11 protein-coding genes are annotated in these 13,591 nt (G+C 40.6%); all 11 read right to left on the bottom strand.

Annotated elements, in window-relative coordinates:
* Positions 1-7 precede the first annotated feature (7 nt).
* On the bottom strand, positions 8-919 hold the full coding sequence (murB, locus tag JJ692_RS13720; RefSeq protein WP_024426930.1) for a UDP-N-acetylmuramate dehydrogenase: 912 nt from the start codon (positions 917-919) through the stop codon (positions 8-10).
* 31 nt (positions 920-950) lie between these two features.
* Complete coding sequence (gene murG, locus JJ692_RS13725) at positions 951-2,045, bottom strand: undecaprenyldiphospho-muramoylpentapeptide beta-N-acetylglucosaminyltransferase (protein ID WP_034623688.1); 1,095 nt, start codon at positions 2,043-2,045, stop codon at positions 951-953.
* 196 nt (positions 2,046-2,241) lie between these two features.
* Complete coding sequence (gene spoVE / locus JJ692_RS13730) at positions 2,242-3,342, bottom strand: stage V sporulation protein E (RefSeq protein ID WP_024424259.1); 1,101 nt, start codon at positions 3,340-3,342, stop codon at positions 2,242-2,244.
* Positions 3,343-3,401: 59 nt separating this feature from the next.
* Positions 3,402-4,748, bottom strand: coding sequence for a UDP-N-acetylmuramoyl-L-alanine--D-glutamate ligase (gene murD, locus JJ692_RS13735; RefSeq protein WP_415475391.1), 1,347 nt, complete (start codon positions 4,746-4,748; stop codon positions 3,402-3,404).
* Positions 4,749-4,757: 9 nt separating this feature from the next.
* The gene (mraY, locus tag JJ692_RS13740; protein ID WP_003211854.1) at positions 4,758-5,732 is read right to left on the bottom strand and encodes a phospho-N-acetylmuramoyl-pentapeptide-transferase; all 975 of its coding nucleotides are present in this window, start codon (positions 5,730-5,732) and stop codon (positions 4,758-4,760) included.
* 135 nt (positions 5,733-5,867) lie between these two features.
* The gene (locus JJ692_RS13745) at positions 5,868-7,343 is read right to left on the bottom strand and encodes a UDP-N-acetylmuramoyl-L-alanyl-D-glutamate--2,6-diaminopimelate ligase (protein WP_024424262.1); all 1,476 of its coding nucleotides are present in this window, start codon (positions 7,341-7,343) and stop codon (positions 5,868-5,870) included.
* Positions 7,344-7,554: 211 nt separating this feature from the next.
* A complete protein-coding gene (locus tag JJ692_RS13750; RefSeq protein WP_024424263.1) occupies positions 7,555-9,474 on the bottom strand; it encodes a stage V sporulation protein D in 1,920 nt (639 codons plus the stop codon).
* 133 nt (positions 9,475-9,607) lie between these two features.
* Positions 9,608-11,758 carry a penicillin-binding protein gene (locus JJ692_RS13755; protein ID WP_206534469.1) on the bottom strand — a complete coding sequence of 717 codons (2,151 nt, stop codon included), beginning with the start codon at positions 11,756-11,758 and terminating at the stop codon, positions 9,608-9,610.
* 7 nt (positions 11,759-11,765) lie between these two features.
* Positions 11,766-12,113 carry a cell division protein FtsL gene (ftsL, locus tag JJ692_RS13760; protein ID WP_024424265.1) on the bottom strand — a complete coding sequence of 116 codons (348 nt, stop codon included), beginning with the start codon at positions 12,111-12,113 and terminating at the stop codon, positions 11,766-11,768.
* 37 nt (positions 12,114-12,150) lie between these two features.
* Positions 12,151-13,083, bottom strand: coding sequence for a 16S rRNA (cytosine(1402)-N(4))-methyltransferase RsmH (rsmH, locus tag JJ692_RS13765; protein ID WP_024426925.1), 933 nt, complete (start codon positions 13,081-13,083; stop codon positions 12,151-12,153).
* A 66-nt stretch (positions 13,084-13,149) separates the two neighbouring features.
* Positions 13,150-13,581 carry a division/cell wall cluster transcriptional repressor MraZ gene (mraZ, locus tag JJ692_RS13770; RefSeq protein WP_003211163.1) on the bottom strand — a complete coding sequence of 144 codons (432 nt, stop codon included), beginning with the start codon at positions 13,579-13,581 and terminating at the stop codon, positions 13,150-13,152.
* Positions 13,582-13,591 lie beyond the last annotated feature (10 nt).

Below are 13,591 nucleotides of genomic sequence, written 5' to 3' on the forward strand. Positions count from 1 at the left end.
CTTGCTTTTAATTTGCTTCACCGATAATTTCTACTTCTGTATGCATATCTACATTGTAGTCATCTTTAATTTTCTTTTGGATGTACTGGATTAAGTCCAGCACGTCTTGAGCAGTAGCCCCGCCAGCGTTCACAATAAAGTTGCCATGCATATCAGAGATTCTTGCTCCGCCAATTTGGTACCCTTTTAAATTCGCTTTTTCTACAAGCTGTCCTGCATATTCAGGCAGCGGATTTCGAAAAATACTTCCGGCACATGGTCGATTATAAGGCTGTGTTTCCTTGCGATAGTCTTTATTTTGCTGCATTTTCTTTGTGATTTTCTCGCGATCATCCTGTTTGAGCTTAAACACGGCCTCGAGAACAATGCCTGGTCGTTCCTTTTGAAGGACAGACGTTCTATAGCTAAAGTTCATCTGTTCATTTGTTAGCCACTCGATGCTTCCATCTTCAAATAAGATTCTCGCTTTCACAAGAATCTTACTGATATCAGATCCGTGCGCACCTGCGTTCATATAAACAGCGCCGCCAATAGACCCTGGGATACCAGCTGCAAATTCCAGCCCTGAAAGACCCTGCTTACTAAGAGACGTTGCAAGCCTTACAACAGAGTAGCCGCCGCCAACTGTAATTTCTTCATCATTTACAGTTAAGTGATCAAGTCCAGCGCCTAACTTCAGGACGACGCCACGTATTCCTTTATCAAGTACGAGTAAATTTGACCCTCTTCCAATAACCGTCCAGTCCGCGTGGTGTTTTTTTATCTGATCCATGATCGTTTTAACTGAATCGATATCTTTAGGAACGATCAATAGATCTGCCGGCCCGCCTATTTTCATTGTCGTATGATTTGCAAGCGGCTCATTTTCAAGCACTTTACCGACTTGCGCTTCTAATAATTCATTCTTCAAGTTCTCCATATTACCCTCCGCCTTACCTAATATCATTCCATCATGTAGTCGTAATTTCTTTTAATACATTATATAAACGTCCAGCCGCATCTGGTACTCCAAGTTCTTTTGTTAAACGGCTCATTTCGTTTAATTTTTCTTCATTACCAGCAATTTCATCAATGGCATGAAGGAGGCTTTCTCCAGAAAGCTCTGATTCTCTTAAAACGATTGCAGCGTCATGCTTTTCTAGTGATCTTGCATTGATTTCCTGGTGATTTGCCGTCACGTATGGGCTTGGAATAAAAATAGTTGGAATTCCAAGGGCTGTTACTTCAGCAATCGTTGTGGCACCGGCTCTTGCAACAATCACATCAATCGATTTCAAGTACTCCGGCATTTGATGCAAGAAAGGCTTTGTGATCATATTAGGTGCTGCACCTTTTTCCTTTAGTTCGTTCAGCACTTTTTCATAATGAACCTCACCCGTGATATATAAAAGCTGATAGTTCTTAGCCTTTAATCCATCTTGCATGTCAATAACTGCTCTATTAATTGGCGCAGCCCCCCGGCTTCCGCCAAAAATAAGAACCGTTTTTTTCGTTTCATCCAGTCCAAACTCCTTCAGAGATTTCCCCTCTTTTATAGAGACGACTTCAGAGGCTCTAGGGTTTCCCGTAAATACAACCTTTTCAGAAGGAAAATGTGCCTTTGCTTCTTCAAAGCAGATGGCTACCTTATCAACATATCTTGCTAGAAACTTATTTGTGATACCAGGCAGGCTGTTCTGTTCGTGAATAATGGTCGGGATTTTCAGCTTAGAAGCTGCATAAACGACAGGGCCGCACACATAACCACCTGTTCCAATGACCGCATCTGGCTTAAATTCCTTTAAGTAAGATTTGCTTTTTTGAACGCCTTTTAGAAATCTCATCACCGTTTTTACGTTATCAAAGGAAAGCTTTCTTTTAAAACCTGAAATTTCTATGGACTTGAAAGGGATATTTTCTCTTTCTACAATTTTCTTTTCAAGTCCATTTTCAGTACCAATATATAAAAATTCTACATCAGGATGCAGTCTTTTCACTTCTTTAATAAAAGCTAAGGCTGGATAAATATGTCCGCCTGTTCCGCCTCCACTGATTACTATACGCATTATACCATTTCCCCTCAATTTTTTTCTGCTCTGAACAAAGTATAAACCCTGTTTTAAACAACAGGGCTCCGTTAAAACCTGTAAAGAAGAGTCAAAAAACATGTTTCCAATACAAAATCTGTCATTTCTACTCTTCAAATCATTTTTTTGTACTTTTGCAAAATAAATGTCATCATGGTTTCATGAACTAGCAGCACTAATATCTAGCGTACCTGCTTACATTTAAGAGTACGCCAATTGCCATCAGCATTAATGTCAGTGATGAGCCGCCATAACTTAGGAATGGGAGCGTGATACCTGTCACAGGGATAAGTCCAGTAACAACTGCGATATTAATCATCACTTGAATGGCAACCATTGAAATAATACCAACTGCTAGGAAACTTCCATATAAGTCTGGGGCTCCAAGTGCTATTCGTATGCCTCTCCATAATAGAACACTAAAGAGCAGCAAAATGAGTGATCCTCCTATAAAGCCGAGCTCTTCAGACAATATTGCAAAGATGAAGTCTGTTTGAGGCTCAGGTAAATAAAAGAATTTTTGTCTACTTTGACCGAGACCCATTCCGAACAGACCGCCTGGACCAACAGCGTATAAGGATTGAATAATTTGAAACCCACTGCCTAGTGGATCTTCCCAAGGATTTAAGTACGATGTAATTCGTTTTATGCGGTAGGGCGCTGATAAGACTAGTGCAGCAAATCCGCTGAGCCCTAAAAGACCGAGAAATATAAAGTGAGCAATTCTCGCACCTGAAACAAATATCATAATAATACAGGTTCCAACCATTACCGTCCCTGTTCCCAAATCTGGCTGCAGCATGATGATGGCAAATGCAGAAAATACAATGCCTAATGCTGGTGCGAAACCTTTACGAAAGGATGTGATATTTTTTTGTTTTTCAGATAAGAATTTTGCAAGAAACGCAATCATCGCAAGCTTCATAAATTCAGAGGGCTGAATACTAAACGCACCGACACCGATCCAGCTTCTTGATCCATTTCTCTCCATACCGATACCAGGAATAAGTACAAGCAGCAAAAGGAGAAAACAAACAGCAATCAATATCTTTGACCAAGTCCGCCACGTCCAATAATCGACTCGCATAATGAAAAACATCGCGATAACTCCGATTCCGGCAAACAAAAGCTGTCTTTTTGCAAAATAAAACGAATCATCAAATTTATACGATGCCCACACAGCACTAGCGCTGTACACCATAATTAAACCAATCGTCAATAAAAGTAACGTAATGACAACAAGCAAAAAGTCCGGAGAAGTTTTCTTATTCGTCAAGAGACCGACACCCCAAGCATAATTTCATTTGGGCTGTCAGTCATACGAGAGACAAGCCCTTATTTAAGCATATGCACGGCGTTTACAAACATGTCTCCACGTTCTTCAAATGTTTTATGTTGATCCCAGCTTGCACAAGCCGGAGATAATAAAATCACGTCTTCTTCTTCAGAAATGTTAAACGCCGCAGGTACTGCTTGTTCAACATTATCGACATGTTTTACGTGATGTATTCCCAGTTCTTCACCAAGCTTTACAAACTTAGGTGCCGTCTCACCAAATGTGATAATTCCTTTTACATTTTTCATAAAAGGTTTCAATTCATCAAATTCATTGCCGCGATCAAGCCCGCCAGCTAGTAAAATGGTCGGCTGATTAAAAGCTGATAATGCTTTACTTGTTGCCAGTATATTGGTGGCTTTACTATCGTTATAGAATTTTCTGCTTTGAATTGTATCTACAAACTGCAGACGATGCTTCACTCCACTAAATGTCGTAAGAACGTGTGCGATTGCTTCATTTGAACAGCCTGCATTTTTCACGACACAAATAGCTGCCAAAATATTTTCTTGGTTATGCTCACCAGGAAGAACAACATCCTTTAAATCGATGATATGTTCATTCATGTAGTAGATCGCACCATTTTTAATATACGCACCATGTTCTACTTGCTCTTTCACTGAGAAAAACACTTTTTTTGCTTTTGAAGCTTCAGCCAGTTTTACGACTGATGGATCATCGAGGTTAATAACAGCTATGTCATCTTCAAGTTGATGTGCGTATACTTTCTGCTTTGCTTTTTCATATTCATCACGAGTGTGGTGATAGTCTAAATGTGCATCAAAAATATTTAATATTAAGCTGATTTTAGGTCTGAAATCAACTGTTCCCATTAACTGAAAAGAAGAGAGTTCAGTTACGATCCACTCATCGCCAGCTGCCTTTGCAGCGACTTCGCTGGCAACTGTGCCAATATTACCTGCCACTAAAGTTTTTTGACTGTCTTGTTTCAACATTTCATAAATCAAAGTCGTGGTAGTGGTTTTTCCATTTGATCCAGTAATCCCAATAAAAGGAGCTGAGGTTAAATGATAAGCTAATTCTATTTCCGTCCAAACTGGAATTCGTCGGCGAAGCGCTTCTTGAACCATCACATTTTCATATGGAATTCCTGGATTTTTAATCAAAATCGTAATTTCTTTATCATCGAACATACGAAGAGGATGGCTGCCGCAAATGACATCAATCCCCTTTTCAGAAAGAAGCTGAGCAGGTTCATTTTCTTCAAACGGCTTTTGGTCATTTACTATGACATTTACTCCATGCTCATGAAGAATTGAAGCTGCCGCATATCCGCTTTTTGCAAGACCTAATACTAGTACATGTTCGTTTTTTAACATTTGCATCTTATTCAATTATAACCACACCTCGATGTAAATTCCTAAAACAGCAAGTAATAAACCAGCTGTCCAGAAGGTGACAACTACTCTCCACTCAGACCAGCCAACTAACTCATAGTGGTGGTGAAGCGGACTCATCTTAAAGATTCTTTTTCCAGTTGTTTTAAAGGAGATCACTTGAAGAATAACGGATAACGTTTCGACAACAAATACTCCTCCAATAATGACAAGTAAAATTTCAAGCTTTGTTAAAATCGCAATTGCTACAATTGCTCCGCCTAAAGCAAGCGACCCTGTATCACCCATAAATACTTTTGCAGGATGCGCGTTAAACACAAGAAACCCAAGAACGGCTCCAGCAACAGCTACTGAAAAGATCGCTACATCGTACTGTGATTGATTCCAAGCCAATATAGCAAAGGCTCCAAAGGCAATAGCCGCGGTTCCAGATAATAGACCATCCAGTCCATCCGTTAAGTTCACGGCATTAGAACCTCCGACAAGCATGAAAACGACAAGGATAAAGTAAGCCCATCCTAAATCGAAGCTCACATCTGTTCCTGGAATGCGAATCGTCGTTGCAAACTGATAATAATGGAAGACTGCATAAAAAATCACTGCGATCACAATTTGACCAATTAATTTCTGTTTCGATGTTAAACCTAGGTTTCGTTTCATCGCTACTTTAATATAATCATCTAAAAATCCTAATAGACCGTAGCCAAGCGTAACAAATAACAATAAAAACATTTCTGGACTAATCTCAGAAAATTTGTTGATCATCACAATCGTTGTAATGGTAATAGAAAAGATAATCATAATTCCGCCCATTGTCGGAGTACCTGATTTCTTTTGGTGAGACTGTGGTCCTTCTTCTCTAATACTTTGACCAAATTTAAGCCTTCTTAAAAACGGAATAAAAATCGGGGATAAAAGAACACTGATTAAAAATCCCATTATGATTGTAAACAATATCACCTGTTCAAGCATCGTTCTTTACTCCTTCCGAATTTCCAAAGCCGTTTTCCATCAGAAAATCACATTCATTATTAAGGTATTCATTCGCGTTCTTCGTATGTTGTTTTTGTACAAAATGCTTCATTTCATTACACTCTTTTCATCATTTTAAGATTTGTTTAGATCTAAAATAGCGTCCATAGCAACCTTTGCATCATCAAAATCGTAAACTTGATCGCCGACGATTTGATATGTCTCATGACCTTTACCCGCTATTAAGACTGTATCGCCTTTTTTCGCATTGGCAATTGCAAAAAAGATGGCTTGTTTGCGATTCACAAAACTATGATAATATGCGTCTGGCACCCCATTTTCCATATCCTTTAAAATAGCTGAAGGATCTTCGCTTCTTGGGTTGTCTGAAGTAAATACAGGTTCATCTGCATACTTCACAGCGATTTGGGCCATTTGAGGACGCTTTGTTTTATCACGATCGCCGCCGCAGCCTATCACACAGAAAATTTTGCCCTCTGTTAATTCTCTACACGTTGTCAGGACATTTTCTAAGCTGTCAGGTGTATGGGCGTAATCGACGATAACAGGGAAATCTTGATCACAGTTCACAAGTTCAAATCGGCCTTTGACTCCCTCCAGCTCTTCAATAGCACTTACAATCGTTTCAAATGTTAAGCCAGATACGATCCCTACTGATACAGCTGCTAGGATGTTGTACACATTAAACTTACCGATGAGGGCAACTGTCACATTTTTTGTGCCAATTGGAGTGATCAAATCAAATTGAGTTCCCTTCGGTTTGATTTGAATATTCTTTGCCATTACATCTGCTTTTTGCTCTAAGCCATATGTCATGACTTCAGCAGCTGTCACTTTTTCATAATAACTTGAAGCGTCATCATCTGCATTTAAAATCGCATGCTTCGGCTTATCGTGATGAAAGGCACTGCCAAGCTGTGAGAATAGCAAGCTTTTCGCATGTTTATATTCTTCCATTGTGTTGTGGTAATCAAGATGGTCCTGCGAAAGGTTTGTGAAAACGGCAATATCATAATCACATCCATGTACCCTGCCAAGATGCAGTGCATGTGATGATACTTCCATAATGGCTGTGTCTACATCTTGGTCAAGCATCTGTTTAAAAGTTTTCTGAAGTGTGACACTTTCAGGTGTGGTGTTTTTCACATCGAGAATGTCATCATTCACCTTCATATACATCGTACCGATTAAGCCAGTTTTCTTTTCGGCTTTTCTCATCATTTGTTCAATCATGTGTGTTGTCGAAGTTTTTCCGTTTGTTCCTGTGATCCCAATGAGATTCAGCTTATGAGTTGGCTGCTCGTAAAACGCATCAGCTATTCTTGCAAGAGCTCTTTGAGAGTGTTTTACAATAATGACTGGTACATCTGATATGTTAAGAGGGTGTTCTGCTACAATCGCTGCAGCCCCGCTTTTCACCGCTTTTTCAGCATAATCGTGTCCATCTACTGTATAGCCTTTTATACAGACAAAAAGGCTTCCTTTTTTCACCTCTCTTGAATCCATTTCAATGGAAGTGATATCAGGATTTTCGTTTATTAGTTCGTTGTTTTCACTTTTAAAGTATGTAAGGAGTTCTTGTAATTTCATTTCATATCAAACCTCTCAAATTCGTTCACGTGCATGTCTTGTGAAAAAAACACACAGTCTATATTTTATCGTAAAAAAAAGGATACATCCAGCGTATTCCTTAAGTTTCTCTTGGAAAAAACACACTTTAGGCTCTTTTTTTCAAACAGACCTTCTCTTTCAACAAAAAGAGGCAGCCGAATGAGTGCGGCTACCCTCTGTTCATTCTTTATTATTCATCGTTTAAGTATAATCTGATGGTGGAGCCTTCTTTGACTTTTGTTCCGGCAGCAGGCGATTGCTTCACCACTTTACTGCCAGTTCCAGAAGCATCGATCTTAAGGTTAATCAGTAAGGATTCAAGGTCTGAAACAGATCCCCCTACAAGATTCGGTACTTCAATGGTTTTTGTGTCCAGCCACTGGTACTTCTTTTCAATTTGTCCTTTTCTTTTTTTCACACCCATCTCAGGCAGGCTGTCCCGCATAATATGACCCACAATTGGTGCAGCAACTGTCCCGCCAAATTGAATAGTGCCTTTCGGATTATCTACAGCCACATATACAACGATACTCGGATCATCAGCAGGCGCAAACCCGATAAATGACACAATGTGGTTATTTTCCATGTACTTGCCGTCTTTTACCTTCTGTGCTGTCCCTGTTTTTCCGCCAACTCGATATCCTTCAACAAATGCATTTCGGCCAGTTCCTTGAGCGACTACACTTTCAAGCGCATATCTGATTTCTTTGGATGTTTCTGCTGAAATCACTTTCTTTTTGGCAATCGGTGATTGCTTTTTCACTACCTCTTTTGTGATTGGATCTATCCATTCTTTTGCAATGTACGGCGTGTAAAGTGTTCCGCCATTTACCGCAGCTGCTACGGCAGCTACTTGCTGTATCGGCGTAACAGATACCCCTTGACCAAAGGCAGTTGTCGCCTGCTCTACAGGGCCAACCCGGTCCAGCGGGAACAAAATGCCTCGCCCTTCCCCTTGAAGATCGATTCCTGTTTTTTGGCCAAATCCGAAATTTTTAATATAGGAAAATAATTTATCCTTTCCTAGACGGTCGCCTAGTTCAACAAAACCGGGGTTACAGGAGTTTTGAACCACTTCTAAAAATGACTGTGATCCGTGGCCGCCTTTTTTCCAGCACCTAAGTCTTGCACCATCAACTGTCACAGAACCGCTGTCAAAAAAATGGTCACGTTTTAAATTGACTTTTTTCTCTTCTAGTGCTGCTGCAAGCGTAATAATTTTAAACGTCGAACCTGGCTCATATGTGCTCCACACCGGTAGATTTCGGTTAAACACTTTCGAGTCAACTGATTGATAATCCGCTGGATCAAAATCCGGTCTGCTCGACATCCCAAGCACTTCACCGTTCTTCGGGTTCATCGCAATTGCAATCATCCCATCTGGGTTATATTTTGCCTGCGCATTGTCTAATTCCCGTTCTATAATGGTTTGCACCTTCGCATCGACAGTTAACTTCATATCAAGACCATCTTTAGGCGGTGTATAATCATCTGCTTCATCTGGCATTTTCTGCCCTTTTGCATCGGAATAGAACTTGACAGAGCCTTTTTCACCTTTTAGGTCATCATCATAATAGGCTTCCAGTCCAAGTAACCCTTGATTATCAATTCCAGCGAAGCCCAGCACATGAGAAAGAAAACTGCCAAACGGATAGTGTCTGATGCTGTCTTCCGCAACATAAACGCCATCTAAATCAAGCTCTCTAACTTCTTTTGCTTTTTCATGAGATACTTTTCTGCCTTCTGGAGAAATTCGTTCGATGGATGTTTTCTTTGTGACGTGCTTGTACGCTTTCTCTTCAGACATATTCAGTACTGCCGCCAGTTTTTTGCTTGTTTCTGCCGGATCTTTAATTTGCCGGGGGACGACCAATATAGATGGGGCACTTTTGTTCGTCGCAAGCTCTACCCCATTTCGGTCCAAAATATCTCCCCTTTCTGGTTCGAACGGGAGGTTCCGGCTCCATGAATCTTTTGCTAAGCTTGTGAGCTTCTCGCCCATAATAAACTGTACATATCCTAATCTAGTATCTATGATGAAAAAAATGATCACCCCAAACAGCAGCACGAAAAGCAATCGTTTTCTCACTGTTACACTTGATACTCGCACGCCCGGTTCACTCCTTACATACATATGGCTTGTTTCCATCATATGCAGGCCCGTCCTTATGTAGAACGTCTCGTCTATCCCGCTTGGCTCGGCAAAAGAAAAAACCTAGCAAGTCGTTTGCTAGGTTTTGCAGTTAATTCGGGCTTTTAAATGTCACAGTGACGACTTTATCTGAAATCTCCGCTCCATTTTTCACACTTTGTTTGACAGCATATCCTTGTCCTTTTGTTTCGATATGCACACCGGAAATGGATGCATATTGAAGGACTTCCCGTCTCGACCAGCCTGTCATATCAGGCATTTTTATCGTTTTTCCTGCTGTTTTCAAGAAAACTTTCTGGCTTTCAGAGAATTCAGAGCCTGCACTTGGCCACTGTCGTTTAATGGAGAGACCGTCGCCGATGACAACAGGCGTTAAGTTTTTGTTTTTGGCTTCTGTTTCCGCCTGCTTCACTTCTAAATCTAAGAATGAAGGCATTGTTTCTTGTTTCACTTTTTGTTCACCTGATTCTTTATCGTCTGTTTTTGTTGGTGCAATATTTAAATATAGCAGACTATTTTTCATCACTGGGTTAAAGATTTGTGCAACTGGAGCAGAGCCAGTTTCTGTATCAGACAGCTGCGGCTGCTGTACAGCTACATAAACGAGCAGCTTCGGATCATCTTTTGGCGCCATTCCCATAAATGAAAAGACGTAATCGTTTCTTCCTTTGAGATAACCGCCGGCACCGCCAATTTGTCCTGTTCCTGTTTTCCCAGCAACATCAAATCCTTTGATTTGGTAAGGCTGGCCTGTTCCAATCTTCGAGGAAACCACCTCACCTAAAATGTCACGGACTTGCTTTGCTGTATCAGAGGAAATTGGTTTTCCAGCTACTGTTGGTTCGTGCTGTAAAATCGTTTTGTTTGTGTTCGGGTCTGTAATATGATCAATGACATATGGCTTCATCATCGTTCCGCCGTTTGCTATCGCTGTCGCTGCTTCGATTTGTTGAATCGGTGTAATGGCAGACGCTTGACCGTAAGCCGTCGATGCTTTGTCATATTCGTATCTGTAATTGATTTTACTAGACGCTTCGTTCGGTAAGTCAATACCTGTTTTGTCATAGAAATGGAACTTCTGCAAATATTGTTCGTAGCGCGTGAAGCCTAATTTTTCTTTTGCCAGCTTTGCAAAAGCTACGTTAGACGAACGGAGAACCCCTTCATGAAAGTCAATTTTTCCCCAGCCGTTTCCATTGTTGTGGTCTCTTACAAGGCCGCCTCCTACTTTATAAGTACCAGATTGATATTTATCATTGCCTTGGTAGACCCCTTCTTGGATTGCCGCAGCAAGTGTAAAGATTTTCATCGTTGAACCTGGTTCAAACGCATATGAAATGACATCATTGTTATAATTCGTAATGTCTAATTCATTTAAATTAAAGCTTGGCCGCTGTCCCATCGCGAGCACCTTTCCCGTTTTTGGGTCAACGACTGTGGCAATGATTTTCTTCGGTTTATATTTTTTGGCAACCTGCGTCATACTTTCTTCAAGGAACGCTTGGATTTTTTGATCGATGGTCAGCGTGACATTTTTTCCATCCTTCGGAGCGACAATGTCTTCTTTACTATTTGGAAGAGCCCATCCGCTTCTGTCACTGTTATATGTCACATAGCCGTCTTTTTCTTTTAAAAATTTGTTCAGCGCCTTCTCAAGTCCCATCGCGCCTGACATGTCCTTCGTTGCCTCATCTAATCTTGCATAACCGATCAGATTCGACGCAAACATGCCGTTTGGATAATATCGCTTCGTGTCTTTTTCAAATGCGATCCCTGGAAGCTTTAGCTTTTCAATTTTTTCTTTTGTTGAAAAACTGATGTCTTTCCCAGCTTTACCAAACTCCACTTGGAACGCATCTTTTGTATTCAGACGCTTTAAAATTTCGCTTTCACTCATATCAATGACTTTTGACAGCTCTTTTGCTGTCTTTTCTTTGTCGACGACATGCATCGGGTGCTTTGGATCGACCGTCATTTTCTTGCTCATGATCGCAATGAGCTTATAGACAGACGTATCCTCGGCAATCACATTCCCATTTCGGTCTAAAATAGACCCTCTTTTCGCTTCAAGTGTTTTCTTCGATTGATATTGTTCATTTGCCTTTGCGGCTAACACTTGGCCATCGACCGTTCCTGTAATCTGAATATAAATAAAACGTGCAAGGATGATAAAGAAAAACAGGGCGAAGCAAATACTCGCAATTGCCGCGCCTCTGTTCATCATTTTATTCTTTTTAGGCATCGCCATCTTAATCGACCTTCTTAACATCTTTCGAAATGCTTAAGCCTGCTTTTTTCGCAGTATCAATGACTCTCTCCGGTTCACTCAGCAAGTCTTTTTCTTTTTGAAGCTCAGTGATCTTCTTCGATTCTAAAGATACTTGCTGCTCTAATTTCTGGACTTCGATATTGGCGTGATAGACAGCAAAGGCCTTAGAAATGATGAGAATGGAGCTGCACATAAGAGCCATGACAAACATGACAAGTAAGATTTTTTCACCAAGTGTGATAGAACCTCTTCTTTTAATAACAACCGATTGGCCTTGCTGCTCTGTTTGATATTGTTTTACTTCTCTTTGGTAAGCCAAATTACTCATAAGAAACCTCCTTTTTATCATCATCTATGGTGTCGTTTTACTTTTTTTCTGCAATTCGGAGCTTCGCTGAACGGGCACGGTTGTTATGTTCCAGCTCTTGTTCTGATGCAACGATTGGTTTTCTCGTGATCAGCTTCAGTTTTGGTTCAAGTCCTTCTGGAATCACTGGTAGTCCGTGCGGAAGTTCTGGAAGAGAAGACATTTCTTTAAATGTACTTTTACAAATCCGGTCTTCAAGTGAATGGAATGTAATGACAGAAATTCTCCCCTTCGGATTGAGTAACTCTATTGCTTGTTCTAGTGCTTCTTCAAAAACTTTCAATTCATCATTTACGGCAATTCGGATCGCTTGAAACACTCTTTTTGCTGGATGTCCGCCAGTTCGTCTTGCAGGTGCGGGAATTCCTTCTTTGATAATGTCGACAAGCTCACCTGTTGTTTCAATTGGTGCTTTTTTTCTAGCTTCTTCAATTTTGCGTGCGATTTGCTTGCTGAATTTTTCTTCCCCATATTTGTAGAAAATCCGAACTAGATCTTCAAATGGCCATTCATTCACCACTTGTTTTGCCGACAATGCGGCTGTTTGATCCATTCGCATGTCAAGAGGTGCATCATGGTGATAACTAAAGCCTCTCTCTGGTGTGTCGAGCTGAGGAGATGAAACCCCAAGGTCAAAAATCACACCGTCTACGCTTGTAATGCCTTGTTCATTCAGACGTTCTTTTAAATATCGGAAGTTGCTTTTTATGAAAAGAATGTTCGCTTTAGAATCCGCGAGCTTCTCTCGTGCATGATCCAGTGCAGCATCGTCTTGGTCAAATCCAATCAATGTACCTTTTTCTGATAGTTGAGATAGTAAATATGAGCTATGACCTGCTCCGCCCAGCGTGCAGTCTACATATGTACCGTCTTCTTTGACGTTTAAACCGTCAACTGTTTCTTTTAATAATACTGTCTCATGTTGAAACATGATGTTATGGTCCCACCTTTTTCAAATAGAAATGAATGTGTAGAAAGCTTGCTGCACAAGGGATTATTATATATCAAACCCAATCATGTTTTCAGCAATTTCAGCAAAAGAATCTTCTTGCTCTTCTGTATATTGTTCCCAGATCGACTTACTCCACAACTCAATTCGATTTGAAACGCCGATGACCACACATTCTTTTTCGAGTTTTGCATATTGGAGTAGGTTTGATGCGATGTTAATGCGCCCCTGCTTGTCCAGATCACATTCAACTGCGCCGGAGAAGAAGAACCGGGTAAACGCACGTGCATCTTTTTTCGTTAGCGGCAGTGCTTTGAGTTTCTCTTCAATTAGTTTCCACTCACTCATAGGGTAGCCAAATAAACATTGATCAAGCCCTCTCGTCAGCACAAACTGTTCTCCGAGACCGTCTCTAAATTTAGCAGGGATGATCATGCGCCCTTTTGTATCAATCGTATGTTGGTATTCACCCATGAACATGATAATCAGA

This window comes from Bacillus sp. 3a, from assembly GCF_017161885.1.
Classification (GTDB): domain Bacteria; phylum Bacillota; class Bacilli; order Bacillales; family Bacillaceae; genus Bacillus; species Bacillus safensis.